Source organism: SAR324 cluster bacterium, assembly GCA_029245725.1.
Taxonomy (GTDB): Bacteria; SAR324; SAR324; order SAR324; family NAC60-12; genus JCVI-SCAAA005.
In genome coordinates, this window is record JAQWOT010000090.1 from 1 (window position 1) to 24,701 (window position 24,701).

28 protein-coding genes are annotated in these 24,701 nt (G+C 49.4%); 9 read left to right on the plus strand and 19 right to left on the minus strand.

The window, feature by feature from the left end:
* Together obgE and P8O70_03900 are read right to left on the minus strand one after the other, a co-directional pair.
* Positions 1–763 (minus strand): GTPase ObgE (gene obgE, locus P8O70_03895; protein MDG2196024.1); only part of this gene is annotated, 763 nt, incomplete at its 3' end.
* 15 nt (positions 764–778) lie between these two features.
* Entirely contained in the window at positions 779–1,984 is a 1,206-nt protein-coding gene (locus P8O70_03900; protein MDG2196025.1) for a hypothetical protein, read from the minus strand.
* Positions 1,985–2,069: 85 nt separating this feature from the next.
* Between P8O70_03900 and apaG the strand changes: the two genes are divergently transcribed.
* Positions 2,070–2,453, plus strand: a complete 384-nt coding sequence (gene apaG / locus P8O70_03905; GenBank protein MDG2196026.1) for a Co2+/Mg2+ efflux protein ApaG — start codon at positions 2,070–2,072, stop codon at positions 2,451–2,453.
* 21 nt (positions 2,454–2,474) lie between these two features.
* Entirely contained in the window at positions 2,475–3,086 is a 612-nt protein-coding gene (locus tag P8O70_03910; protein ID MDG2196027.1) for a DsbA family protein, read from the plus strand.
* 64 nt (positions 3,087–3,150) lie between these two features.
* Here the strand turns inward: P8O70_03910 and aceB are convergent, their stop codons facing one another.
* A complete protein-coding gene (gene aceB / locus P8O70_03915) occupies positions 3,151–4,740 on the minus strand; it encodes a malate synthase A (GenBank protein MDG2196028.1) in 1,590 nt (529 codons plus the stop codon).
* Positions 4,741–5,038: 298 nt separating this feature from the next.
* Here aceB and P8O70_03920 point away from each other — a divergent pair, with 298 nt between their 5' ends.
* From P8O70_03920 to P8O70_03930, 3 genes are read left to right on the plus strand one after another with little or no spacing between them, the layout of a single operon-like run.
* The gene (locus tag P8O70_03920) at positions 5,039–5,461 is read left to right on the plus strand and encodes a hypothetical protein (protein MDG2196029.1); all 423 of its coding nucleotides are present in this window, start codon (positions 5,039–5,041) and stop codon (positions 5,459–5,461) included.
* On the plus strand, positions 5,458–5,868 hold the full coding sequence (locus tag P8O70_03925; protein ID MDG2196030.1) for a hypothetical protein: 411 nt from the start codon (positions 5,458–5,460) through the stop codon (positions 5,866–5,868). The genes P8O70_03920 and P8O70_03925 overlap by 4 nt, the downstream gene beginning before the upstream one ends.
* A 1-nt stretch (position 5,869) precedes the next feature.
* Complete coding sequence (locus P8O70_03930; protein ID MDG2196031.1) at positions 5,870–6,805, plus strand: DUF58 domain-containing protein; 936 nt, start codon at positions 5,870–5,872, stop codon at positions 6,803–6,805.
* Here P8O70_03930 and P8O70_03935 read toward each other — a convergent pair.
* The 12 genes from P8O70_03935 to P8O70_03990 all read right to left on the minus strand — a co-directional run bounded on the left by P8O70_03935 (position 6,772) and on the right by P8O70_03990 (position 17,294).
* Positions 6,772–6,954 carry a hypothetical protein gene (locus tag P8O70_03935; protein ID MDG2196032.1) on the minus strand — a complete coding sequence of 61 codons (183 nt, stop codon included), beginning with the start codon at positions 6,952–6,954 and terminating at the stop codon, positions 6,772–6,774. The two genes, P8O70_03930 and P8O70_03935, sit on opposite strands and share 34 nt — an antisense overlap.
* Positions 6,955–6,981: 27 nt before the next feature.
* Positions 6,982–8,220 (minus strand): beta-ketoacyl-ACP synthase II, encoded by a 1,239-nt coding sequence (gene fabF / locus P8O70_03940; protein ID MDG2196033.1) that lies wholly within the window; start codon positions 8,218–8,220, stop codon positions 6,982–6,984.
* 30 nt (positions 8,221–8,250) lie between these two features.
* A complete protein-coding gene (gene acpP, locus P8O70_03945; protein ID MDG2196034.1) occupies positions 8,251–8,487 on the minus strand; it encodes an acyl carrier protein in 237 nt (78 codons plus the stop codon).
* Between the two features lie 150 nt (positions 8,488–8,637).
* The gene (gene fabG / locus P8O70_03950) at positions 8,638–9,378 is read right to left on the minus strand and encodes a 3-oxoacyl-[acyl-carrier-protein] reductase (protein MDG2196035.1); all 741 of its coding nucleotides are present in this window, start codon (positions 9,376–9,378) and stop codon (positions 8,638–8,640) included.
* Positions 9,378–10,565: a phospho-N-acetylmuramoyl-pentapeptide-transferase gene (locus P8O70_03955; protein ID MDG2196036.1), complete on the minus strand. Its 1,188-nt coding sequence runs from the start codon at positions 10,563–10,565 to the stop codon at positions 9,378–9,380. Before P8O70_03955 ends, fabG begins: the two co-directional genes overlap by 1 nt.
* A gap of 100 nt (positions 10,566–10,665) precedes the next feature.
* Positions 10,666–11,235: a ribosome recycling factor gene (gene frr, locus P8O70_03960; protein ID MDG2196037.1), complete on the minus strand. Its 570-nt coding sequence runs from the start codon at positions 11,233–11,235 to the stop codon at positions 10,666–10,668.
* A gap of 10 nt (positions 11,236–11,245) precedes the next feature.
* Complete coding sequence (pyrH, locus tag P8O70_03965) at positions 11,246–11,956, minus strand: UMP kinase (GenBank protein MDG2196038.1); 711 nt, start codon at positions 11,954–11,956, stop codon at positions 11,246–11,248.
* Positions 11,957–11,962: 6 nt separating this feature from the next.
* Positions 11,963–12,817: a translation elongation factor Ts gene (gene tsf / locus P8O70_03970; protein MDG2196039.1), complete on the minus strand. Its 855-nt coding sequence runs from the start codon at positions 12,815–12,817 to the stop codon at positions 11,963–11,965.
* Between the two features lie 27 nt (positions 12,818–12,844).
* A complete protein-coding gene (rpsB, locus tag P8O70_03975) occupies positions 12,845–13,669 on the minus strand; it encodes a 30S ribosomal protein S2 (protein MDG2196040.1) in 825 nt (274 codons plus the stop codon).
* Between the two features lie 161 nt (positions 13,670–13,830).
* Positions 13,831–14,655, minus strand: a complete 825-nt coding sequence (gene panB / locus P8O70_03980) for a 3-methyl-2-oxobutanoate hydroxymethyltransferase (GenBank protein ID MDG2196041.1) — start codon at positions 14,653–14,655, stop codon at positions 13,831–13,833.
* A complete protein-coding gene (locus P8O70_03985; protein ID MDG2196042.1) occupies positions 14,655–16,667 on the minus strand; it encodes an RNB domain-containing ribonuclease in 2,013 nt (670 codons plus the stop codon). Before P8O70_03985 ends, panB begins: the two co-directional genes overlap by 1 nt.
* Before the next feature lie 18 nt (positions 16,668–16,685).
* Positions 16,686–17,294, minus strand: coding sequence for a DUF2007 domain-containing protein (locus tag P8O70_03990; GenBank protein ID MDG2196043.1), 609 nt, complete (start codon positions 17,292–17,294; stop codon positions 16,686–16,688).
* Between the two features lie 224 nt (positions 17,295–17,518).
* Between P8O70_03990 and P8O70_03995 the strand changes: the two genes are divergently transcribed.
* A complete protein-coding gene (locus tag P8O70_03995) occupies positions 17,519–18,739 on the plus strand; it encodes a hypothetical protein (protein ID MDG2196044.1) in 1,221 nt (406 codons plus the stop codon).
* On the opposite strand, the gene P8O70_04000 is transcribed toward P8O70_03995, so the two are convergent.
* On the minus strand, positions 18,736–19,140 hold the full coding sequence (locus P8O70_04000; GenBank protein ID MDG2196045.1) for a cereblon family protein: 405 nt from the start codon (positions 19,138–19,140) through the stop codon (positions 18,736–18,738). The genes P8O70_03995 and P8O70_04000 overlap by 4 nt on opposite strands.
* An 11-nt stretch (positions 19,141–19,151) precedes the next feature.
* Positions 19,152–21,800, minus strand: coding sequence for a mechanosensitive ion channel (locus P8O70_04005; GenBank protein MDG2196046.1), 2,649 nt, complete (start codon positions 21,798–21,800; stop codon positions 19,152–19,154).
* Between the two features lie 214 nt (positions 21,801–22,014).
* Between P8O70_04005 and P8O70_04010 the strand changes: the two genes are divergently transcribed.
* From P8O70_04010 to P8O70_04020, 3 genes are all read left to right on the plus strand, one after another.
* Positions 22,015–22,266 carry a hypothetical protein gene (locus P8O70_04010; GenBank protein MDG2196047.1) on the plus strand — a complete coding sequence of 84 codons (252 nt, stop codon included), beginning with the start codon at positions 22,015–22,017 and terminating at the stop codon, positions 22,264–22,266.
* A 154-nt stretch (positions 22,267–22,420) separates the two neighbouring features.
* Positions 22,421–23,113: a 5'-methylthioadenosine/adenosylhomocysteine nucleosidase gene (locus P8O70_04015; GenBank protein MDG2196048.1), complete on the plus strand. Its 693-nt coding sequence runs from the start codon at positions 22,421–22,423 to the stop codon at positions 23,111–23,113.
* Between the two features lie 35 nt (positions 23,114–23,148).
* Positions 23,149–24,288: an aminotransferase class I/II-fold pyridoxal phosphate-dependent enzyme gene (locus P8O70_04020; protein MDG2196049.1), complete on the plus strand. Its 1,140-nt coding sequence runs from the start codon at positions 23,149–23,151 to the stop codon at positions 24,286–24,288.
* A 66-nt stretch (positions 24,289–24,354) separates the two neighbouring features.
* On the opposite strand, the gene P8O70_04025 is transcribed toward P8O70_04020, so the two are convergent.
* On the minus strand, positions 24,355–24,510 hold the full coding sequence (locus P8O70_04025) for an FAD-linked oxidase C-terminal domain-containing protein (GenBank protein ID MDG2196050.1): 156 nt from the start codon (positions 24,508–24,510) through the stop codon (positions 24,355–24,357).
* A gap of 2 nt (positions 24,511–24,512) precedes the next feature.
* The coding region (locus P8O70_04030) for an FAD-linked oxidase C-terminal domain-containing protein (protein MDG2196051.1) at positions 24,513–24,701 on the minus strand (189 nt) is incomplete at its 5' end.

Below are 24,701 nucleotides of genomic sequence, written 5' to 3' on the forward strand. Positions count from 1 at the left end.
GCGGTGGCGCCTCGGAAAAACCGGAGACATCCAGCATCAACAGCAGAATCGCGGTGCGTTCAATGTGACGCAGGAAGCGGTCGCCCAGCCCCCGTCCTTCGTGCGCTCCCTCGATCAGACCCGGGATGTCGGCAATCACGAAGACTTCATACTCATTGTGCTTGACCACACCAAGTTGAGGAACCAGTGTGGTGAAAGGGTAATCTGCCACCTTGGGTCGAGCGTGGGAGAGCTTGCTGATCAGCGTGGACTTGCCAGCGTTGGGGAAGCCAACCAGACCGACATCAGCCATCAACTTCAGCTCAAGACGGATCCAGAGTTCCTGCGAGGGTTCACCCGGTTGGTGGTGTTCAGGGGCCCGATTCGTTGATGTTTTGAAGCGCGCATTGCCCCGTCCTCCTCGTCCGCCCTTGAGGAACAGGTATTCTCGCTCTTCGAGAATCTCCAGCAGGACATCACCATTTTCTTCATCACAGACCACAGTTCCGAGTGGAACACGAACCAAGCAGTCCTTGCCGTTACGCCCATGCTTGTTGCGTCCACCACCCGACTGGCCATTTTCTGCGTGTTGATGTTGTTGAAAGGAGAGATCGAGCAAGGTGCTGCGGGCATGATCTCCGACAAAGCGGATGCTTCCGCCCTCGCCACCGTCCCCACCATCGGGTCCACCAAATTCAACAAACTTTTCACGACGAAAGGAGGTGCAGCCCGCTCCTCCCCTGCCGGAGCGAACATGAATCTTGACCGAATCAACAAATTTCATGGAAGAGGCCGTGTCTCAGACACGGAAGAAGTTGAGGAACTCGTCCGGTAGCTCCATACGAACACGCCGGTTGAGGTGATGAACGAAGGGATGCATCGCTGCCTTGAGACAAGTGTGATAATTCTCTGGATCATCCTCACTTCTCAGTTCACGGTAGGACTGGTTGGCTTGGCGCATCAAGATCTTTGCATGAATAGGCACCATCTCTTGGTTGCGTTCCAGTGCGTTCAAAAGCTGGTCATCAGGGAAGCCACAAAGCAGATAGGTGAAGGAATTCTCAAAGCGGAAGACAAAGAAGGGCGCATGCTCTGCAAAAGCGCTACGGGTAGCGGTCATGAAGCGCAGGAAGTAGTCTCGCATCTTCTCGTCTTTCCAGAAACCAAGTGTGATCGAGTTGAGTTGCGAGTGAGTCGTCGCGTTGAAGGAACGGAAGAATTGATAGTTCTTGTAGCGCAGCACCTCAGGCTTCTCCTCGATTTTTGACATCTGCCCTTGCAGCGCCTTCAGCGTGCCTCCAAGATCGGATTCACTGAGCGTCCGAGGATCAATTTGTCCTTGTTCCGCTTCCTGGGCCTTGATCCAGTCGATGAGGAAACGATCCTTTGCTTGCAAGTAGTGCTTAAAGGAGGACTTTTGGGTCAGCGCAACGATCTCTTCCTCTAGCTTGACCGCGTCCAGATCTGCTGGTAAAGCGCGGAGCATCTGCTCAACTTCTTGCAGCATCGGCTCATCTGGGAAGGCTTTTGTCAATTCCTGTAGATTGCGAAGAGTGCGCTTAATCTTCAGACGTGTGCGATGAAGGAAGACCTCTGGATTGCAGGACTGCTTCTCAAAATCCTGAAAGGTCTCACATGGAATCTCGCTCTGGTTGGCTCCCTTGAGTTTGAGCGCCTGTGTCAGGTTGTCAGGAATTTGGCGTAAGCTGTAGAGTTGTTCGACCAGCATGCCCTGGAGCAACTCCAACACACGGTTCAGTCGTCCGATTTGCAGAAAGCTGTTGCGCAGAGTGGAGAATCCCGACAAGGTCTTCTGCGCCAGTTGACGCATGTCGTTGTCCATGTCGAGGTAGAGTCCGGCAGTCACGTCTCGCTGACGGCCCGGATAAATCGTGATTTTGAGTTTGTCGTCGCTGATGCTCGCCATGTCGGATCTTGGGAGTGCAGTACAGGGAAGGCCAGAAACTGGGTGGCAATTGGTCGGTTGTTCGACCTGCAAGGGCAAGACCAGTCCTGGGCGCGTTAGACAATTCCTTTGCGATCTGTCGGCAGGTGGGTTACACCAAATAATTACCTATTGAGAGTCTGCCATGAATCAAGAGATTACGCACGATATTAAGGTCGCTGTCCAGTCCTTCTATTTGGATAATGAATCTGACCCTGAAAAACCACTCTTTCTGTTCGCCTATCGAGTGCGGATTGAAAACCAGGGATACGAGACCGTACAGTTGCTGAAGCGACACTGGATCATCACCGATGGTGATGGCCAGGTTCGCCATGTGGAAGGTGAGGGTGTGGTGGGTGAGCAGCCCGTCCTCAAGCCCGGAGAATCCTTTGAATACACAAGTGGTTGCCCCTTGTCGACTCCCGTGGGTACAATGCGTGGTAGCTACCAGATGCAGACTGCCAACCGTGCTCTAATCCAGGTCGACATTCCTGAATTCATGCTGGCTGTTCGCAGCGCCATCAACTAACTCTCTCTGTAGAGACACAATATGACGTCATTGCTGACCCTTGTTTCGATCTTGTTGGTAACCACGCTCTCGTACGCTGCTGACATTCGTGGGTACTACACCCCTGTGGGACCCGTCCCTTCAGCACATACGGTAAAGAAGGTTCGCTTCGAAGAACTTATGAACTTTGGCTGCATCCACTGCAACAACTTACGCAAGGCTTCCCTGAAACTGCGGGAAGAATATGCCGACCACGTTGACTTTATTGACATCCCAATTACCTTCCGTGAGCAGGATGATTCCCCTCTACGGCTTTACTATGTCGCTGAAAGGCTGGGTAAGGGCAAGATGGTCAAGGAGGAACTCTTCCGCACTCGCTTCGAGTATGATGTGAATGTCTTCGATCCCGGGATCATTAACTATCTAGCCAAGAGCTTGGGGCTGGACCAGGAATACCAGGCAGAATCTCGTAAGCCTTGGGTGGAAGCCAAACTCGCTGAAGCGGAGCGTAAAACAGAACAGTACGGTTTGACTGGAACCCCAACGGTCGTTCTGGAAGGTAGTATGAAGATGGACATCGGGCGTTACGGTTCGATCGAGAAGTTCGTGGCTGATGTGCCACAGACTTTCGCAGATTTGCTCGCCAAACCGTAAACAAGTAGTGCGTGTCTTCCGGATTCTGAACCATCAGTTCCGGAAGACAATTGTCTGGTAGGAATCAGTCGAGCAGGTCGTAGGCTTGAACCGTCAGGAATTCACGGAATTCTGGATCAGTTGCCAGTACGTCCATAGTCTTGGCTGCCTTGGCAAAGCGCTCCTCACTGAAGCTCTCCCCACGCTCTGCCCGAATTTTCTCCAACTCTTCCTCCGCGAACTGTCGGTACATCTCAACCGTGATTTTGCGACCGTCTGACAATTTCCCTTCTGGATGGCGAATCCACTGCCATATCTGAGAACGTGAAATTTCTGCGGTAGCTGCGTCTTCCATCAAATTGAAGATGGCCACCGCTCCCATGCCGTTCAGCCAGGATTCGACGTACTGAATACCCACGCTGATGTTGTTGCGCAAGCCACCCTCGGTGATCTCTCCGGGAACCTTAAAGTTGATGAAACCATCCGGATTGGGAACCACATCTTCTCGAAGATTATCCTTCTGGTTCACACGTTTGGGTCCAAACTTTTCTGTGAAAACTTCGTTGCAGATGGGTACTAGGTCGGGGTGCGCAACCCAGGAACCATCATAGCCATCATTGGCATCACGCTCCTTGTCTGCTCTGACTTTGCCGATAGCCACCTTGTTAACTTCAGGATCCCGTCGGCTTGGGATGAAGGCAGCCATCCCACCGATAGCATGCGCTCCTCGCTTGTGACAGGCGCGGACCAGTGATTCTGTATAGGCTCGCATGAAGGGTACGGTCATAGTCACATGAACACGATCTGGCCAGAGGAAGTTTGGATCCGATCGGAATTTTTTGATGCAGCTGAACATGTAATCCCAGCGTCCAGCGTTCATGCCTGCCATGTGATCTTTCAGCACATACAGCATCTCTTCAATTTCGAAGGGAGCGAGGATGTGCTCGATCAGGATCGTGGCCTTGATGCTGCCGATTGGTTTGCCTACGTACTCTTGAGCCATCACGAAGACATCGTTCCAGAGCTTGGCTTCCTGATGATTCTCCAGCTTTGGCAGGTAGAGATAGATTCCAGAGTTGATCTTCTTGACCCGCTCGTTGTTGTGGAAGAAGTATAAGCCGAAGTCGACTAATGAACCTGATGCGATCTCACCATCGATCAAGATGTGCTTCTCATTAAGATGCCAACCACGTGGGCGTACGATCAGGGTAGAGACTTCATCGTTCAGTTTGTATTCCTTGCCAGCCGGATTGGTGAACTCTAGAGTACGGTCAATCGCTCGCTGCAGATTGATCTGTCCCTGGATCTGGTTGAACCAGTTGGGGCTGTTGGCATCTTCCAAGTCTGCCATGAAGACTCGGGCTCCGGAGTTCATCGCGTTGATCATCATCTTGGCTTCGACAGGCCCAGTGATCTCACAACGTCTATCTTGCAGGTCGTCTGGCAGTGGCGCGACTTTCCAGTCACCTTCACGAACGGATCGAGTCTCTTCCGAATAGCTGGGTTTTTGTCCATTGAAGAGTGCCTGCTGTACTTCTGCACGACGCTTCAGCAATTCCTGGCGACGTCCGTTGAATTGTCGATGCAGCTGAACAATAAATTTTTGGGCCTCTTCAGAGAGGATTTCGGCAAAACCCTCGTGCATAGGGCCTTGGATCTGAATTCCATCAGGCATGGTTCTCCAACGGTGTCAAGGTTCTTCAATTAGACAAGTGGCCAGACCACCTAGCCACTTGTCAGTCATAAATTTTAACAATTTACCAATGAATGAAATAGATTCCAGCCAAAGTTTGTTGCTGAAGGGGAAGAATTGAATTTTAGGCATCATTCTTTCAGAAGCCTTAACTTTAGGGAAATTGACCATTCCTTGGCTCAATCTCCGCATTGTCAGAATGTTCCGAATTGCAAGCGCCTGCTAGGCAGGATAGTCTCAATTCGGAGTAACAGAGAAAATACTGCGAGACGAGGATTGCATGAGACGCACGATCTTAGTGTTGTTGCTCGTGGTCCTGTCTGCGCCGGTATTTGCTCAGGATGAGCTACATCTTCGGAGAACTAATTCCCTCATTCAGCAAGTGATTCGCGGAGAGCGAGGAGAGTATCCCCTTTCGGAGTACCGCCCACAGGAAGTGCAGCGCAGTGGAGAGATGGTCAATCAGTTGACCCAGGACCCTTTCGAGTACCGACGTACATTCAGCAAAAAGTTCCGCCACAGACAACGTTACATCGGTTTCAGTGGCCCAATTGTCGGAGAGGAACGCAGCGCTCCCTACTATGGGACTAGTCTGCAAAAACAGGTGAATCCAGCGCCGATAGCACGGATCAATCGCAATACTGCTCGACGAATTCGTGAATCCAACCTTATGGTTCAACAACTCATTCGGGAACGGCAATGAGCCTAGTGCGGCAGTTCATTATGTTGTTGCTGTTGGCAAGTCAGGTGGCCTGTAGTGGATCCCCTCGACCAAGTCCGCCCTATCGTCAGGAGGTTTTGGCTCCGGCTTGTTTACAGGAGGAGACGTATGGCGAAACCATGCGTTGTGATGATAACGTCCAAGCCAAGATCCAGAAAGAAGCCAACCAGTCTCTTGGGAAAGTTGAGCAGTTAAACGTGCGCCGGCTTCACCAGAACCGAACCAGTCAGTGGGGTTCACCAAGCGCTCAGGAGGTTCGCAATCAAATGAAGATTGGTCATGCCTTTGAAATCGAAACTGAACGAGCTGCTCAGGCCTTCACAGAGAACTGTGGTAGCTATCGCGTAGATCTGGGCTTGCTCGTCTGTATCCCAGCACCTCCTAACTGACATGCCCACTCCCACCGATGGTCTGCAACTGGCCTTGGCGGACCTCCTCCCCGGGACATTCCCCCTTGGTTCCCTGCAAGCACGACGAACCCTCCCCACAAGTTCCAGAATTGGCTCTCATCGAAGCCGCTTTCAGGGACGGGGGATGGAATTTGACGAGGTTCGACTCTATCAGGCAGGAGACGATGTCCGCCTGATCGACTGGCTGGTCACAGCACGAACTGGTCGAGCCCACACCAAACTCTTCCGTGAAGAACGTGAGCAACCCAACTTTCTTTTGTTGGACTGTTCCCCCTCCATGTTTTTTGCCACTCAAGGACAACTTAAGGTTCGACTGGCTGCTTGTCTGGCGGCGCAGCTGGCTTGGCGGGCTCTGAAAAATCAGGACCGGGTTGCACTTTGGTTTGCTGGGGCACGAACTCATCATGAGGCTGCACCTAAGGAACATCGTCCGGCGCTGCTGCAGATGCTCGGCAAATTGGTGGAAGCCTATCAACAGGAGCTACTGGGATTGCAGGAAGAGGGATTTATTTCTGTTGATCCGTCACCACTATTAAAGCTGTTGGAACGCTTCAATCGTATTCAGCGTCCAGGTAACGTAATCTGGCTCTTCAGTGATTTTCAGCAATTTGGGGAAGAGGAGTGGAAACTCTGTCGACGACTGGTTCGACATTGTGAGTTACGACCAGTTTGTCTTTTGGATCCCTTAGAGCAACAGATGCCCTGGCGAGGGGAGGTTCTTTTTCAGCAAGGCGCAACGCACCTAACCCTAGATTGGGGTGAGTCAAGAGAAAAGGAGTTTCAAAGACAGTTCAAAGCGTGGCAGCATGGTCTTCAAGAGAAATTTCGCCAGTTGAATCGACCCATCTACTGGATGCAAACAACTGACGAGAGAGCTAACTTTCAGACGTCGATATCATCCACTGCATCGTTGTAGCTCATCCTTCCCAGCAGCAGTCCGGCTCCAACCAGAGCGGTGGAGAGGATGCTTCCGTTGGTCACCACATAAGAAATCAAGATAAACCCTCCGAGTACGGAGTAGCGCACGAAGCGATTACTTTTCAATTGAAAGATGAATTCTTCCATCTGGATCTCTATGAGCTAAGGATTGGGTTAGATTTTACGGAATATGACCGAAGCATTTGTCCCGCCGAAGCCAAAGGCGTTCGACATGACGTGTGTTATCTGACGTTCACGAGCCACGTTTGGGGTGATGTCTAGATCACATTCCGGGTCCAGATTTTCGACATTGATCGTAGGAGGTACAAGGCCTTGTACCATGGCTTTGATAGAGAAAACTGCCTCAATTGCCGCCGCAGCTCCCAGTAGATGCCCAGTCATGGACTTGGTGGAACTGATGGAAATATGCTTTGCGGTGTCTTCTCCAAGCGCCAGCTTGAGCGCTCGCAATTCGTTAAGATCTCCTGCCGGGGTTGAGGTGCCATGAGCGTTGATGTAGTCTAGATCCTCTGAGTTCATCTTCGCATCCTTGAGGGCTAGTTTTATAGCTCGAGCTGGACCTTCCATGGAAGGGGCAGTGATGTGATGGGCATCCGAACTGACTCCATACCCAATAATCTCACAGTAGATCCGAGCTCCTCTGGCTTTCGCAAATTCATAATCTTCGAGAATCAGCATTGCTCCTCCCTCCGAAAGAACAAAGCCATCTCGATCTTGATCGTAAGGACGACTCGCCCGTTCTGGGTCATCATTGCGTGTGCTGAGTGCTCTCATCGCCGCAAAACCTCCGACACCCAGTGGAGTCACAGCAGATTCACTGCCTCCTGCCAACATGATTTTCGCATCTCCACGTTCAATGATGCGCGCTGCAGTACCAATCGCATGATTGGAGGAGGTACAGGCCGAAACTGAACAAGCGTTATAGTTGCGAGCCTTGAAAACCATTGAGACCTGACCTGGGGCCAGATTAACAAGAGTCATTGGAATGAAGAAGGGAGAAATCCGTTTTGGTCCTCCCTCTTCCACCAACAGCGTATGCCGCTCGATGTTGCCCAATCCCCCGATTCCTACTCCCATTGAGACACCAGTTTCTTCTTCCAACTCTTCGGTGATCTCCAAGTTAGCGTCTTGGAGAGCCTCCGCTGCCGCACCAACTGCATAGAGAATGAAGAGTTCCATCTTACGAGCTTCTTTAGTAGAGACAATGTCAGGAACTTGGTAGTTCCGTACTTCCCCAGCAATTTGAGTTCGGAACTCCGAAGCATCAAAATGTGTGATTGGACCAATGCCTGACTTTCCAGAGGAACAGGCACTCCAAGCTTCTGCCACGCTGTTTCCAAGTGGACTGACGCAACCAAGACCGGTCACGACGATTCGACGACGATCGCTCATGAGAGTGTGATAGGAGAAAGGGAGAGGGGATCAGCCAGTAGCGGATCGGATGAAGTCAACAGCTGACTGGACGGTGGTGATTTTTTCGGAGGCATCATCTGGGATGTCGATGCTGAATTCTTCTTCCAGCGCCATGACCAGTTCAACGGTGTCCAGTGAGTCTGCGTCTAGGTCGTCAATGAAGTGGGATTCTAAATTGATCTCAGACTCATCTTTGCCAAGTTGCTCGCTGATGATCTTCGTGACCTTTGATACGATTTCATCCATGTTGTGATCCTTTTCCAGTGTAAAACCAAAGATTAGGCGACCAGAGGCATTTCCTGCTTGGGAGGTCCTTCTAGCCACGGAGAATTCCCGCAACTAGTGCGAGTTTGTTTCCTCAAATTCGGCTTAAATGTCAATTTTTTTGCGGACGTCCTAGTAGAGTCCACCATTCACATGCAGTGTGGTGCCTGTGATGTAGGCCGCTTGATCAGACACTAAAAACCGTACCGCCCAAGCGATCTCCTGAGCACTTCCCATCCGCCCAAGAGGTACCTGACTGAGGATGGCTTCCTTTTGTTTTTCATTTAACTCCTCCGTCATGTCTGTTTCAATGAATCCTGGAGAGATGGTATTGACTGTGATGTTGCGCCCTCCAAGTTCCTTGGCCAATGACTTTGTAAAACCGATCAATCCAGCCTTGGTTGTGCTGTAGTTTACCTGACCCGGATTACCTGTGGAACCAATCACCGAGCCAATATTGACAATGCGGCCAAAGCGCTGCTTGACCATGTGACGGATGAGACTGCGGGTGATGTAGTAGACACCGTTCAAATTGACTCCCAGTACCTGCTCCCACTCTTCTGGCTTCATCCGCATGAAGAGGTTATCCTTGGTGATACCGGCGTTGTTCACCAGGATATCGATTCCCCCCGTAAGTTTGAGAGCCTCTTCAGCTAGATTGTCAGCGGTCTCTCGATCAGCAACATCTCCTAGAAGACTCCACCCTTCCCCATTGGCTGCCTTGATTTCTGTGAGAACAGCAGAGCCACGTTCTGGATTTTGGTTGATAATGATGACACTTGCTCCAGCCTGGGCCAACTCTAGCGCTATTTCGCGCCCAATTCCGCGTCCAGCACCGGTCACCAGCGCACGTTTGCCAGTCAAATCCGTCATTACCTTACCTTGAAATAGAGGATCAAAGTGATCACAAAAAGCCAGATGGAGCGCAAATGAAAATGCCAGACCACTCGGCTATTGACTTCTTGAGGAGTGAGCAGCTTGTTATCTTCTGGAACAGAGCGCACTCCAAGTTTTTCCAGCATCATCAACCAGACTGACTTCACTTTTGGAGCTTCCGGATGATAGGTCCAAAGTTGCTGCAGATGATGATGATAGGGAGATTTCAGAAAGAAGCGATAAGTTTCCGCAAAATCCCGACCCCGCAAACTCAACATTGCTCGAAAAAACCCTCGCTGAATGATTGTTGAGAGAGCAGAGAAAACAAACAGCCCTCCTACAATTGGCAGGAATAACTCAGCTTTCACAAAGATGAACATTGCTGAAACAACACTTCCCAGCGCCAGTGCTCCAAGGTCACCCATATAAATCTGGGCTGGAGGTGCGTTGTACTTCAAAAAGGCAAAACCTGCGCTGATAATGGCAGCAGCAAGCACAGCCAATTCTTTAATATCATGAGAAAGATGAGGAATTTTTAGCTTTGTGGCAAAGTCTAAATCTCCTCCAATATAGGCCACGGCTCCTACGAAGAGCGTACAGGTCATCAATGGTACAGTAGCCAGTGTGTCCATCCCATCTGTCAAGTTGACAGCATTAGCGCCACCAACAATGACCAGTAGCATGAAAGGAATGAACAGATACTTTGGCAGATACGGATACCATTCGTCGATAGGTACAAAAGGCACAACGAGATGTCCATCAATATCGACGTATAAGTAAAGCCCCAAGACAACTAGCAGAGCCACTGCAAATTCAGCAGCCAACCTGCCCTTGCCACTGATGCCATCAGCCTTGTCACTGTAGCTCTTGCGGGCCTCTTCCCCTCTCTCAATGCGACGTTTGTGAAAGACCTTGGCCAAATCATCCAGCGCACCAATCAGCCCGAAAGATAGCATGATCAGGAGCAGGGCGATGATGTACTGATTCAGGGTCGTCCACAGTAGCGAAGAAATCAGGATGCCTACGATCAACACACCACCTCCCATAATTGGGGTCGCTCCAGTGTACGGTCCTGTCTGTCTGCTAGCAGCTGTGAAATCAGAGGTGATTCCATGACGCCGAAAAAGCTGTATCGTCATCGGCATCAGCCAAGTGATGATCAGATAAGCTGTCAAGAACGTCATCCCCCCACGGAAGGAAACAGACTTGAAAATCTGATAAGGTAACAAGGAATAGAGCAGGCTAGCGAGCAAAAGAGGATCCTAGGGAGGATTAGGGTATGACTCAAATGGTCATCAGTTCTTTTTCCTTGGCAGTCATTAATTCGCTCACTAAGTTGATGTGCTCATCCGTGAGCTTCTGGATGTCTGCCTGGGCGCCCTTCTCTTCATCCTGAGAGATGAGCTTGTCTTTTTCCATCTTTTTCAAGGTGTCGTTACCTTCCCGACGCACATTGCGTAAGGCTACTTTGACTTCTTCACCAATTTTCTTGGTCTGTTTGACTCGTTCCTTACGTCGCTCTTCCGTGAAGGGAGGCAACAGTGCTCTGATCACGTTGCCATCATTGGATAAGCTGAAACCGAGGTTTGCTGCTTGAAGCGTTCGCTCAATCTCCTTGATCATGTTTTTTTCCCAAGGATTGATCATCAGCAGTTGAGGTTCTGGCGCAGAAACAGAGGCAACTTGTGTAATCGGAGTTGGAGACCCGTAGTAGTCAACCTTCTCGTTCTCAAGCATAGCTGGGGTAACCCGGCCCGCATGAATGTTGTTGAACTCTTGTCTCAGGTTGTTCAGCGTACTATCCATTTTTCGGCGAACTGTCTCTTGAACTTCTTCGATCGTCTCAGCTTGCATGATGTGTCTCTCAGCTAATCAGGGTGCCAATAGGTTCACCACAAACTGCCCTTAGGATGGAGTCAGAGGCATTGATATCGAGAACCATGATTGGCAAATCATTGTCTTTACAGAAGGCAATCGCTGTGGAGTCCATGACCTTTAGATTCCGTTTGAGGACCTCAGCATAATCGAGCTGTTCAAAACGGACAGCATCGGCATGGAGCATTGGATCTTTGTCATAGACACCATCAGTCTTGGTGGCCTTGATCACAATCTCTGCACTGATTTCAGATGCCCGTAGCACTGCGGCTGTATCTGTTGTGAAGAACGGGTTCCCAGTTCCTGCTGCAAAGATAACTACCCGTGACTTCTCCAAATGCCGGTCAGCCCGACGCTTGATGTAGGGCTCAGCTACAGCACGTATATCAATGGCAGACATTACCCGAGTGGTGACTCCACGTTGCTCTAAAACTTCTTGCAGGCAGATGCTGTTGATCACGGTGGCCATCATTCCCATGTGATCACCAGCGACTCGGCCAATGTGCCCCTCAGCAGAGCGGGCACCTCGAAAAATGTTTCCACCCCCTACCACGACTCCTACCGCAACTCCCAGATCGTGAACCTTGGAGATGTTTTCAGCGATGGTTTGAACCACTTCATAGTCGAAACCAAAGCCTTTGGTTCCTCCAAGAGTTTCCCCACTGAGTTTGAGAAGAATTCTCTGATAGGAAGGTTGCAAACGTCCTCAGAAGTTGAATTTGGCAAAGCTGTCGAATCGAAGTTCCACTCCCAGTTCCTTGGCTTTGTCATCTACCAATTGCTGAACAGTACGCTGGGGATCTTTGACGAAGGGCTGGGAACTGACGCAGATCTCTTTCAGGAACTTCTGAATCCGTCCGCTGACCATTTTCTCAATAATGTTGTCTGGCTTGCCAGATTCACGAGCTTGTGCAACGAAGACTTCCTTTTCCTTGTCCAGCACAGATTGGTCTACTTGCTCTGGAAGAACCGCTTCTGCAGGAGTTGCGGCAATGTGCATTGCGATGTCTCTGGCCAAAGATGTCAACGGGTCTTTATCTGCTGCACCGTTGGTTGCGATTGGGACAAGCACTCCAATTTTTCCAGTCATGTGAATGTAGGAGCCGATCACGCCTTCGTCTAGTTCGAATCGCTTCGCTTCCGCAAACTGGATGTTTTCCCCGAGTTCAGCGACACTTTGGGTCAGCAGGTCCTGAATGGTTCCAGATCCGTCAACCAAAGTTTGACTTGGGACCTCTATGTCTCCTTGAGTAGCCACCTGACTACAGATGGTTTGCAGTAGATTTTGAAAACGTTCGTTCTTGGCAACAAAATCTGTTTCACAGGACAGCTTGACGAGACTCGCAGTTCTTAGATCGTCACTAATGTAAGCTGCGATGGCACCGTCATTGGTTTCTCTCGAAGATTTCTTGATCGCCTTGGCTTGCCCACGCTTACGCAGAAAATCTTTGGCAGCTTCCATGTCTCCGTTGGTTTCAACGAGAGCTTTTTTGCAATCCATCATTGGCACGCCAGTCAGTTCTCGCAATTCCTTGACGGCGGCAGCAGTGATCTCAGCCATGATTCTTTTTCTCCTTCGCTGATTCGTTTATTCAGGGGTGGCAGGGGTGTCGGTCACTTCGTTGCCTGCAGAGTCACTTTTCATTTCAGGCTCACTCTCTGCTGGAGCAGGGGCAGCCTGGCTGATCTCAGCTGGAGTTCCACTGTCAGCGGTAGAGATGCTCGCTCGACTCGTCCGTCCTTCTAAAATGCCAGTTGCAATAACACTGGCAAAGAGTCGTACAGCTTTCGGGGAGTCATCATTGCCCGGAATTGGAACAGTGACATCTTTTGGATCACTGTTAGTATCTGCAATTGCAATGATGGGAATCCCTAGTTTGTTAGCTTCCCGAATTGCCAGATGCTCTCTACGACAATCCACAACGAAGATTAGATCAGGAAGCCCACGCATAGTCTTCACACCACCCAAAGACTGGTCCAATTTCTCACGCTTACGTTCGATACGGAGAGCTTCTTTTTTGATGATGCCTTCGTAAGTGTCGTCTTTTCCTGCCAACTCTTCAAATTCCTTCAATCGGCTAATCGACTGTTTGACGGTAGAGAAGTTGGTCAGCATTCCACCGAGCCAGCGGAAGTTGATATAATTTGCTCCGCAACGGTCGGCTTCTTCTTGAATGATGTTTTGAATCTGGGGCTTTGTACCAACGAAGAGGAAGTTGCGACCCTCTGAAGCCGTTGTTTTGGCATACTCGTAGGCCACTTTGAGTTGCTTGAGGCTTTGGCGCAGATCGATGATATGAATGCCACTCTTGACTCCATAGATGTAGGGAGCCATGTTGGGATTCCAGCGCTTGGTCTGGTGTCCAAAGTGAACGCCGGCTTCCAGAAATTGCCGCATTGAAATGACAGCCATGATGTCTCCGTGATTGATGATGACTTGTTACGCGAATACCTGCCTGAATCAGGTCAGGGAAAGAGGATCAAAATTCACCCAGACAAAGGGTGGAATGAAAAATAAAACCTCACTTTTTAAGGAAATTTAACCATTTGTGCAAGTTCCTTTTCAGGCATTGCTTAGGAACTTTTGCTCTGCTTGTTTGGGTTCTGATAGGATTCACCCTGACTTGGATAATCCAAACTGCGCACGTCATCAACCCATTCATTCACTGCTGCCAAGGCGATCTGTCGAAGTTGGGCGTACTGGCGAACAAAAGAGGGCATCCTACCGTGGGTCATTCCTAGCAAATCGTGCAGCACCAGCACTTGAGCATCAACTCCTAGTCCTGAACCAATTCCAATTGTCAACATGTCCACAGATCGAGTAATTAGCTCAGCGACCTCATCCACTACGCACTCCAAAACAATCGCAAAGCAACCAGCGTCTTGCAGACGTTGCGCTTCCTCTAGAAGTCGCTGCTGATCAGGCAAGGTTTTACCATCAATCTTATAGCCACTTAAGCGGACTGACTGGGGCTGAAAGCCGATGTGTCCACAGACAGGAACTCCCAACGGAGTCAGGTGCCGGATAGTAGTCAGAATCTCGGAGGTAGCTCCTTCCATCTTGAGAGCACCGGCTCCACTGTCCTTAAAGACCCTAATAGACTGCTCCACATTGAGGGCTATATCCGCTTGCAGACTACCAAAGGGCATATCTGCGAGCACCAGTTTGGTTGGCGCACAACGTGTCACGATCCTAGCGTGGTAGATGATCTCTTCCAAGGTCACAGGTAGTGTTGAATTGTGACCCTGTACCATCAATCCCAGTGTGTCTCCAACGAGGATCATGTCGACTGGAGATTCATCCAGCATAGTAGCGTGAAAAGCATCATAGCCAGTGAGGCAGGTGAGTTTCTCCTGACCCTTACGACGCAGCAGTTTTGGAATCAAGATTTGTTTCATTATTCTCCTGAATTTGCTTCTCCTGGATGGTCTCGGAATTCTCCGAATAGATTTCCACCTTCCGGATCAACCTGCATGACCTCAATTCCAAGTTGGGTACCCTTGGGACGAGAACCCGGTAGCTGACAGACTAGGCCTAGATCTTCCAACTCGATTTCGACCCGCTGATTCAACTCACGGCGGACACGTGCCGCAAACACTTGCCCCAGATGCTGTCCTACATAGCGCAATTTCCAGTAACGCTCAATTTCTCGTTCAGTTCGAGCATAGGAACGCTGGCGCAACTCAATTTCAGATGCCCAACCCATCAGCTGCTGCTCGCTAAAAAATGCTTGCTGATACTGCAGGGCGTGTCGGAGTTGCCATTGACAGAGGAGATCCACAAAGCGCCGAATTGGGGAGGTAACCTGCATGTATACCGAACAGCCCAACCCCGAGTGAGTACCTGGATTGACTGCTAGACGGGCCCCTTCGATGTTGACATGGTCCATTGTCAGTTTTTCACCTTCTGTAGGCTCTTGTGTGATCTCGTAAGGGGCCTGGGTACGAAAGATGCCAGGTAGGCGAGCCCGTTCAAGCTGCTCTCCAGCGAGTTGATTGATAAGAATCGCCAATTCCTGCACGAGACTGTTCGCTGGACTTTCCCTATCTCGTTCAAGCACACGAATATTTTCTGGGTTTGTAATGTCTAATTCAAACTCCTTACGCTCTATGTCCAAGGCTCCATTTGCGAGCCGCAGCTTGCGTTGAGCATCGCAACAGTTAAACAGCATTCCCCAGAAAGAATCCTGCTGCACGACAAACGAGTCAACTTCCTCGTAAGTTAAATTCTGTTGCACAACGATTTGCTCATGCTCGATGCCATGAAGTAGGCAAGTGCCATCCAGAAACAACTGCAAATGGAAGCTCATCACCGTTTTGGGAATGCCAGCTCGAAGAGAAAAATAATCATTGGCCAGGACCTCCGGAAACATCGGGTAAGTATCCTCAACGGTGTAGACCGAGGAGATTCTTTGTGCTGCCAATGAAAACAGGGAGTCTTCCGGATCAATATGCTGGGTGAGATCAGCTATGTGAACACTTAGTTCGATGCTGCGTTCTGTCCAGCTTTTTACTGAGATCGCATCATCGTAGTCCTTGGTTTTGGCCGCATCGACAGTGAAGACAGGGCGTTCGTCCGGTAGGCTTGAAAAATTGACCTGGACTCCTTGTTGCAGCATGTCAGCTGCCTGCAGCACTTTCTCTGGAAAATCCAAAGCGACCTGAGCCTTGCGTAGTTGCAGCTCCCCCCAACGAACCGGTTGTCCCGCTTTCTGGAGCAAGCGACGAAGTTGTTGTTCATCGGCTTGCTCGTGGCTGGCACCCAAACCGATCCAGGTAGCCAACTCCTTCCAATATCCTGAATCCCTGCCAAAGAATAGTAGGGATCTCAACTGCTCCAGCCAATCTTGTTGAGCCTGAGTTTGTTTTCCAGGACTTGGCCATTTACCCAATTCCAACTCTTCAATCCACTTACGAACATTTGCTTCTCGTTGCTGGCGGGCCAGTTCACGCTCTCGTTTTTGATGAAGTTGTTGCTGCTCTTCCTCAGTCAGTGGTGTGTAAGTGTTCTGGCGATTGCGACGAAACCAGTCTGCCGTATTCTGCAACGCCAGCAACAGAGCAACTTGATTAGCCAGCGCTTCCGGTTCTTCCAGAAAATCTTGAGCGATCTCATCTAGAGTCAACTCAGCGTTTGGTTCGACCAAGGCATGAATGGTAGGCAGATCAATTTGTGCAGCCAGACCTTCTGCTTCCTCCAAGATGCGGGTGAGTTGCTGAAGAGCTCCACCCTCTGCTATCTGCTGACTGGGTTGGGACCAAAGAATTCGGTTTGTTGGCAGAAATTGTTCGCGACCCAAAACAGGCTGCACTATAAGTCGATTCTTCTGAAGTGCTCGGACCCATCCAAATTCCAGTCGGCTGTCTCGGTGATAGGCGCAATAATGATTAATGAGACGATCAGGTTCCATGAAGAAGAATTTTTGGGATCAGGCGATATTGGGCCCATTGTCGGGCGAATGGGGAGCGTTTTGCTCAATAAGGCGAATGGCACGGGTGTGCTCGGATGCAGGAACCATAACTTTGACAGTTTGACTGCCCAGGGGATGCACTAGAATACTGGCATTGTGTCTGTTAAGTAGGTTCACTGGAATGCCATGCTCTTCCAAGAGAGCTTTCACTAGGTCTGCTTGGGGTAAAAAATTAGTTTCCAGAACCAATTGAAGGCTAGGGACCGCGTTTGAAGGTTCTTCCGCTTTCTGTTTGCGCTGTCGGTATGAATTAAGATCAACCACCTTGGAGTCAGGATGGTTGTGTGGATTAAAGAAAGTGTGCTCCCAGGGTTTCCAAAGAGTTAATGCACCGGCAAGCGCCCCAACGACAACCAGTAAACTCAGGAAGTCACGAAAAGGTATGTTGATCAGAAGCAGCAGAAAAGCTCCCCCAATGCAGCACCAGAGTTTGGTGGGGCTGTCAGGCCAATAGCAACTTGCCCTCAATAACCGAAGTTTTTGGGCTGTTGCACTGAAAAGCTTGCCTCCAAATTGGGAGAAGTTAGTTGAATGCATGATTTGCGTACATGGAATTAGAAAGTTCATACAATGCCCCACCAATTTCTCAAGTGCGAGAGCTTTTCTGAGGAGACCACCACATAATTACCTGCTTTAAAATTGGTTTTCAACAACGAGAAAGGTTTTAAGTGCAAGCATATCAATCATCGGATTTTCACTAATTTTCAGAATTTCTAGGAAGATTCATTGTTATTCGCCAATTATTTCTGCCAAAATCAATATCTTCTGTGCAACCTGACTTTGGAGCCTTCATGAAATTCCGTCTCCTGTTGATGCTGCCCTTCGTCTTGATTCCTAGTTTTGCAATCTCGGAATCAGCCCCAAGTGAAGCACAGTTGGTGCTGCTAAGGGAAGAATACAATACAATGCGGCAGATGCGCTATCGTCTTAAGGAATTGCTAGAACAACAGGAATTTGCGGACAAACTAAATCAAGCAGATGATATTTTTGCAGATTTTCAGCAACTTGAACAGTGGCTTGCACAGTTGGACGAAAATCCAGAATCCTTGTCAGAAGTGATGGAAATGCTGGAAGAGTTTGAACAACGTCTAGCCGAACTCTTGGAACAGCAACAGGCTATGGCCGAATTCCTTCCCACTCCTCCAGAGCAGTCCAATCAGCCAGCAGAAGAAATGGAACTCTCTTCGTTGATGGAACAAGTGCGCCAACTCCTCCAAGAAAACAAGCAAGCAGAAGCGCAAGAACTACTAAACCAGATGCTCTCAGCATTTCAGCAGCAGCAAGAACAGCTTCAGCAGAGTACCTCTCAGTACTATGATGAAAAATACTCTGAAATGATGGAACAGTTCAATCAACTACAGCAACAACTAGCTGAGGCCCTGCGTCAGGAGTCGAAGTTGAGGGAGCAATTGGAAGAGATGATGCGCCAGCAACAAAGCTCCCAGATGAGTCAAGGTCCTACCCCACAGGACCTGCAGCAGCAGCAGCAGCAGATTTCTGAAATGATTGAGCAAATGCAGAAAATGCTGGAGAAAATGACGAATGGTCAACTCTCAATGGACGAATTGGCCCAGATGCTTGCGAATGCACAACAATCTTCCGAAGAAGCCTCTCAAATGCTGGGAGGTAATCAGCCCAGAGACCAGCCTGGTCAGCAACCTGGTCAGCAACCCGGAAAAGAACAGGGGCCTGGTTTTGGTTCTGGAAGCAGACCCAGAATAGCGATGCCTCTCGTGCAACAGACCGAACAATATTTACAGCAGATGCAGGGACGTATGCAGCAGATGCAAGGACAGATGCAACAACTTGCGCGTTCTGGACAACGAATGGCGAACCGCTCTCAAGGTCAGCAGGAAGGACAGTATTGGAGTGAGAAAGGCATCAAGCCACTCAAGTTCGACTATGAATTTCAAGCTTCCCCAGAGTACCGCCAGGCCGTTCAATCAGCTAACCAACAGGAAGCATCACCCACCCCACGTCAGCAGGAATATCTTCGTGAATTGATCCGCTAGCCTGGCTTCTCCTCAATTTCTATGAGTCGTTCGCGAACAATCCCGTAGAATCTTGTCGGCTCTGTTGAACCATCATAGCGCCAACCCATGTGGATTTGACATCCTGAGCAATACTGAACCGTCCAAGCATAACCAGCAAACCATGTGTCCTTCCATACTGAGGGGGAACCATCTCGTAGGTTCTGACACCAACTGAAGGTAAGAATTTCAAAGAGCAGTCCATCAGGATTCGCGAAGTAGTGATTGGGACTGTCTCCCTGAATCACCAGCAGGCAACTAGCATCACTGACTGGAGTGTGGCAGTTGGCACAAACATAGCGCGAGGGGCTGGCCTTTTCTTGTTGCTGGCCTTCTGCTTTTTGAGTTTCTTCTGGTAGTAAGCCGGGTTGTACGAAGAGCATCGGGATTTGATTTACTTTGGGCGACCCTTCCAAAGTTGCTGTAGCAAGGTCATTCTGCTGTCATCCGTCTTGCTTTCGCCCATTCCTACTAATGGCTTGATGGGATTTGAACTCTGCTTTGCTACAGGTGAAGTTTCTGTCGACTCTGCAACGTGGAAGTGCACATCTCGTTGAGGAAACGGAATGACAATACCTAACTCTCGGAACCGCTCATCGATCTGGAGCCGAATCTCCGTCTCGGAAATCAGCCCGAAATCCAAAGTCGTATGATAGTATAGCCGAAACATTAGAGCGCTGTCTCCAAAATCTACAAAATGTACGACTGGAGTTGGTACAGCGAGTACTTTTGGATGCTGTTCTGCCATCGCCAACATCTCTTTGTGAATCAATTCAGGCTCAGTTCCATAGGCAACCCCGATATTGATAGTACGACGGACTCGTGGATCTTTGTAGGACCAGTTTGTGACAGTCTGACTGATGAATTCTGAGTTTGGTATAATCAATGAGGCATTATCATAGGTTTGTACCAACGTTGAACGAACGTTGATTTTTTTAACAACTCCCCAGATCCCATTGATCTCAACAACGTTTCCTACCTGAATCGGTCGTTCGAACAGCAGAATCAGCCCACTGACAAAGTTATTGAAGATATTCTGTAGACCAAAACCCAAGCCGATACCCACCGCTCCAAAGGCAACCACCAAAGAGGCACTATTCACACCCAAAGCCCCCAAGCCGAATAGCAGCCCAATCCCCCAGATGGCATAAGCTCCAATACTGGCTACAGACTCTTGAGTACCCTCTTCGATGTGGCTGTGTGCCATCAGCCGTTGCTTGAACAGGTAGCGCCAAAGGAGTACAAACACTCGGGTGATCAGCAAGATCAAGAAGGCGTAGACAAAGCCGATCAGGCTCAATTCCAGGCTACCTACTGTCAATGGTTGACGGATCGCCTCCCAAGTGTGCAGGAGTACTTCTTTCTCAGCACCCCAGGCCAACAAAAGACCTAGACCAATCAATCCTGCTCCGAACAACCAAGCGATTCTTCCAATCAGCCAATTGGTGGACTGTTGTCCCAGGGTTTGAACATCAACTTCCAGTATGTCGGTTTGGAGGGGTTGTGCATCCAAACGGGCATCCCATTCCTGAAGACATTTCCAGCAAAGGAAGCCCCAGAATAGGACAATCCCTGTCTTGCTCAGAGAAACTGACCAGTAGAGACTGAGGTAAGAATAGCCAGCTAGTTCTAAAAGTAACCCACCTCCAATAATTAGGGTTGGGAGTGAACCCAGGACCAGGCTCAAGGTAGTCTGCCTGAGAACAGGCCAGTGATCTTGAAGCTGAACCCAGCGGCGCAGTTGACGTCCCAGATCAACGCTCAAAACCAGCACTCCGATACCGAGTACTAATCTGCCAATGAGAAGCATCACACTGTTGCTACCCAGCAACTGTTGCAACAGCAAATAGCTCAGACCCAGACTACGAGCCCAGCGGAGGAGGCAATGTGCAGCCAAACGAACTGGTACAAAATTATTATCATCGAATCGCTCTAGTGCTCGTACGCACCAGAACACCAAAATCCATAGCAGCAGCATGTTGCGAAAGAGCACCAGCAATGGATTGAGATTTGCCAGGATCATGCTCTTTTCACACGCCCACAATAGATTGATTGCGCCGATTGGCATCAGCGACTGTAACAGTAAGTGTAAGGTCCAGTTTTGCCAGATGGGCAGATCAGTTTCTTTGAGCCATTCTAGGAGGTTGTGCTTGGCTTTTCGCAAGAGGATCAGGCCAATCACGAACAGGAATGGGAAGGTAACCAGCAAAAACCGATAGCCTTCCCACAATCCTCGGATGCCCAATTGAATTTCTGCAGGTTGGCTCCAGCGACCCACAAGTCGCAGGAATCGTTCTAATTCAGTAGCGATTTCAGTTAGCCCAAGCTTGGCCAGTGAAATCTCCTGCTTTTCAAAGAGCATTTCTTGACGGCGTTCTTCCAGGCGCCTCTGAAGTTGTTCCAATAATTCTTTGTTCTCATCCCGAGCCGCTTGTAGACGAGTAATCTCCTCTTTTTTGATCGTAAGTATTTGATCGAGATTTTTCCGGTTGTTTTGTTGCGTCAGAATAATCTCGTCGACGAGTATCAGTAGCGAGTTGGGAATACTGGCCTGAGGCAGGCTTTTCAACTCGTTAACCTGTTGTTGATAGACTTCTTGGCGAACTTGTGCACGAAGTTGGCGTTCTTCCAGAGGTTGTATGGACTGGGCCCCCTGAGAGACGGCTGTTCCAAGCTCTTGAAGAGCCTGCTGTTGTCGAGCGATTCCCTGGCTCAACTCATCAATGGTCGTACTACTAACTAACAAAAGGTTACGCAGGGTAGAGGCCTGTAATCGATAAAGACTGAGTTGCTGTGCCAGTCTTTGAGTGTCCATCTGCGATTGACTGAGTTCACCATTCAGCCGATTGGTGATGCCATCCTCCGTCATTTGAGTCTGCTGGAAAGACTCCTGAAGCTTTGATTGATGCTGTAGATTCCCTTCCGTTTCAGAGGTTTGTTGTGCTTTGATGAGTGCTGGTGCTATTGATAGGAAACCAATCAATAACCAAAGACATACCCATGCAATGGGAAACGCCGACTGGCCAGTCGATCGGGTAGTCATTTGTAATTTTGAGGATTTGAATTCAATCTTGGTGAGCCAGACCCGAGAGTGCATGGGCTGGGAAAGTAGTCCGAGATTGAGGCAGAAGTAAGAAAATTACAACCAATTTTGCATTCTACGAAAACTTCCTGGGCTGGAGGATGGACTTTTGCAGCGATTGTGGGTATGAAACTGAGTGTTTTACCTTTTATCTATTTTTGATTCTGGAGAATTCATGCTGAATCCGACCCAAAAAGACATTCAGGATTTGCAAAAAGAGTTTGAAGACGATGCTCAGGAACGGGCCAAAGAAATCACTCAGAGTGAGCAACGCGATAGTGAACTGCTGAAAAAGAGAGAAGCTGGTGAGATCAGTGTCAGTCATGGAACCGACAATTATGTCAGCTTTTTGATGATTGGCCTTGCTCTATTTGTTTCGTTAATCCTGTTACTAACGACCTTTGGTACTCCCCACATCTGGTACTGATATATCAAGCTGGCTAGAGATGCTTGGTCGACAGACGCTGCTCGTATTTCTCATCGTCCTGTTGTTGTCATCTTGCCATAGTGGGCGATTCTACGACTGGTGCGTTAAGCGTGATTTTCCAAGAGTTTGTGAAAAGTATTTCTGAGTGGTTTGAATGCGTATTGGGATCCTCTGCGCAATTCCTGAAGAGTTGCGACATTTCTCTCCAAGTTCACTGCCTGTGGCTCGATTAGGAGGGAGAGATTATTTTCAAGGGAAGCATGGTTCCCATGAATTGACTTTGGTTGAATCTGGTATTGGTAAGGTCAACTCTGCTGTGGCCTCGACCATGCTAATCCAGCACTTCAACTGTGAACTACTAATTTTCTCTGGAGTTGCTGGTGGCTTGGATCCAAGCCTCAAGATTGGAGATCTGGTGATTGCGGAGGAATTATGGCAACACGACTATGGGACCATCATTGACCAAGAGTTGATCGCGCATCGAGCTGGTACTCTGCCAATGGGACTTCCAAAGGAAAATCCACCTTTCAGACTGGACGAGGAACTGAAGGTCAAGATCCAGCAAGCTCATCCTGATGCCTACTTTGGCAGGATCCTCTCTGGAGATACTTTTCTCAATTGTAAAGAAACCCGCCAACAACTCTTCGAAAAATTTCAAGCGCAGGTGATAGAAATGGAAGGCGCTGCTATTGCGCAGGTTGCCGAACAATTCGGTGTTCGATGTATGATCGTCCGAAGTTTGAGCGATCTTGCTGGAGAAGAAAGTATGGAAGACTTCCCCACCTTCCTGAAAGAGGCCGCTGCCAGGAGTTACCGTGTCGTGAACACCATCCTTGGAGTTTTGTAAGCTCTCTCCCAAGTTACATATTAAGAGATTTACTCATGTCCTTGCCGAATCATCTTGATTCGATTACTAGTTTTCTGGCGATGGAGGTCTTTGGACGCGCCCAGGAATTGGAAAAACAAGGACACAGCATTCTTCATCTAGAATTTGGAGAGCCAGACGTTTCACCGCCTTCGGTGGTTGGTCAGCGACTCCAACAGGTTGCTAATCAACATTTTGGTTACACCAACACCTGCGGTATTGCGGAGTTGCGTGAGGCAGTCGCTCAGCGGCATACTCGGCTTTACCAAACCCCAGTAAGACCAGAGCAGGTATTGATCTCGAATGGAACCTCCCCACTACTGTTCCTCGCTCTCCGTCTGATTGCCCCACCTGGTAGCGACATCTTGCTCACCGATCCGGGTTATGCTTGTTATGACAACCTGATCTTGATGGCAGGTCTAAACCCAGTGAGAGTACCCTTGCATCTTGAAGATGGATTCCAGCTGAAGCCAGAAGTGGTCCAGCAGTGCCTCACGAAAAATACCAGGGCGATTTTACTGAACTCCCCCATGAATCCAACTGGAACAGTCCTAGACGAAGTTTCCATGCGTGCGATTGCAGAGCTTGGCTTGCCGGTTATCTCAGATGAAATTTACCTAGATCTAAGTTACGACGCAGCACCACTTTCGTATTTACGATTCTCAGAGAATGCCTTGATCCTTCATGGACTTTCAAAATCCTACGGGATGACAGGCTGGCGGATGGGGTATTTGATTCTACCCGACGAATGGATGCCGACGGCAATCCGGATGCACCAAAACCTGATGATTTCAGCGAACACCTTGATGCAGGAGGTGGCACTGGCTGTGCTGCAGGATGATGGTGGAGCACTAGAGAGAAATCAGCAGGAGTTCCGGCAACGTCGAGATATGTTTCTGCAAACACTCCGCAACCATGGGCTGGACCCAGGCTATGATCCAAGCGGAGCATTTTACGTGTTTTTCCGCTATCAAAAGGCAATGCCGTCGCTAGAGATGGCAATGCAGATTCTGGAAAAAACTGGTGTCGCTTTAACTCCCGGTAGTGATTTTGGTCCTGGAGGTGAAGGATTTTTGCGCTTCAGCTATGCCAATGACCTCAGTGTGCTGACAGAAGCTGTGAGACGCCTGGCTCAGAGTGGACTACTGAGCGCATAGCGTCAAGGTAAGGGGAAAGTGCGGGAACCCAAGGTCCTCAGCTCTGAATATCTCGAGTACGTGAAATCAAGTGGGGACAAGTTTCCCAGGGTTGAAGAGGTTCATTGGATCTAGAGCCTGCTTGATCTGTCGCATCATCTCCACAGATTCTCCGTGCTCGGCACGCATGTAGTGAATCTTACCTATCCCGACACCATGCTCACCGGTGCAAGTCCCTCCCATTTTCAAGCCCGCTCAATCAACCGATCATTCAACTGCTGAAATTGCTTCAAATCTTCTACCCCGTTGGCTGGATCGATCAAGAAGAGTAGATAAAAATTTCCATCCCCCACATGACCAACAATGGGTACCATGAGGTTTGATGCGTCGATGTCAGCCCGAGTTTTTAGAATACACTCCGCTAGTCGAGAAAT

Bases quoted from the DNA above. Each gene is read 5' to 3' on its own strand.
- frr (MDG2196037.1), bottom strand. From the start codon at position 11,235: ATGCAAGCTGAGACGATCGAAGAAGTTCAAGAGACAGTTCGCCGAAAA.
- fabG (MDG2196035.1), bottom strand. From the start codon at position 9,378: ATGACGGATTTGACTGGCAAACGTGCGCTGGTGACCGGTGCTGGACGC.
- apaG (MDG2196026.1), top strand. From the start codon at position 2,070: ATGAATCAAGAGATTACGCACGATATTAAGGTCGCTGTCCAGTCCTTC.
- P8O70_04005 (MDG2196046.1), bottom strand. From the start codon at position 21,800: ATGACTACCCGATCGACTGGCCAGTCGGCGTTTCCCATTGCATGGGTA.
- P8O70_04025 (MDG2196050.1), bottom strand. From the start codon at position 24,510: ATGGGAGGGACTTGCACCGGTGAGCATGGTGTCGGGATAGGTAAGATT.
- P8O70_04020 (MDG2196049.1), top strand. From the start codon at position 23,149: ATGTCCTTGCCGAATCATCTTGATTCGATTACTAGTTTTCTGGCGATG.
- P8O70_03925 (MDG2196030.1), top strand. From the start codon at position 5,458: ATGAGCCTAGTGCGGCAGTTCATTATGTTGTTGCTGTTGGCAAGTCAG.
- P8O70_04000 (MDG2196045.1), bottom strand. From the start codon at position 19,140: ATGCTCTTCGTACAACCCGGCTTACTACCAGAAGAAACTCAAAAAGCA.
- P8O70_04015 (MDG2196048.1), top strand. From the start codon at position 22,421: ATGCGTATTGGGATCCTCTGCGCAATTCCTGAAGAGTTGCGACATTTC.
- rpsB (MDG2196040.1), bottom strand. From the start codon at position 13,669: ATGGCTGTCATTTCAATGCGGCAATTTCTGGAAGCCGGCGTTCACTTT.
- fabF (MDG2196033.1), bottom strand. From the start codon at position 8,220: ATGAGCGATCGTCGTCGAATCGTCGTGACCGGTCTTGGTTGCGTCAGT.
- P8O70_03910 (MDG2196027.1), top strand. From the start codon at position 2,475: ATGACGTCATTGCTGACCCTTGTTTCGATCTTGTTGGTAACCACGCTC.
- acpP (MDG2196034.1), bottom strand. From the start codon at position 8,487: ATGGATGAAATCGTATCAAAGGTCACGAAGATCATCAGCGAGCAACTT.
- P8O70_04010 (MDG2196047.1), top strand. From the start codon at position 22,015: ATGCTGAATCCGACCCAAAAAGACATTCAGGATTTGCAAAAAGAGTTT.
- P8O70_03990 (MDG2196043.1), bottom strand. From the start codon at position 17,294: ATGAACTTTCTAATTCCATGTACGCAAATCATGCATTCAACTAACTTC.
- P8O70_03955 (MDG2196036.1), bottom strand. From the start codon at position 10,565: ATGACGTTCTTGACAGCTTATCTGATCATCACTTGGCTGATGCCGATG.
- tsf (MDG2196039.1), bottom strand. From the start codon at position 12,817: ATGGCTGAGATCACTGCTGCCGCCGTCAAGGAATTGCGAGAACTGACT.
- P8O70_03930 (MDG2196031.1), top strand. From the start codon at position 5,870: ATGCCCACTCCCACCGATGGTCTGCAACTGGCCTTGGCGGACCTCCTC.
- P8O70_03935 (MDG2196032.1), bottom strand. From the start codon at position 6,954: ATGGAAGAATTCATCTTTCAATTGAAAAGTAATCGCTTCGTGCGCTAC.
- P8O70_03985 (MDG2196042.1), bottom strand. From the start codon at position 16,667: ATGGAACCTGATCGTCTCATTAATCATTATTGCGCCTATCACCGAGAC.
- P8O70_03995 (MDG2196044.1), top strand. From the start codon at position 17,519: ATGAAATTCCGTCTCCTGTTGATGCTGCCCTTCGTCTTGATTCCTAGT.
- P8O70_03920 (MDG2196029.1), top strand. From the start codon at position 5,039: ATGAGACGCACGATCTTAGTGTTGTTGCTCGTGGTCCTGTCTGCGCCG.
- aceB (MDG2196028.1), bottom strand. From the start codon at position 4,740: ATGCCTGATGGAATTCAGATCCAAGGCCCTATGCACGAGGGTTTTGCC.
- panB (MDG2196041.1), bottom strand. From the start codon at position 14,655: ATGAAACAAATCTTGATTCCAAAACTGCTGCGTCGTAAGGGTCAGGAG.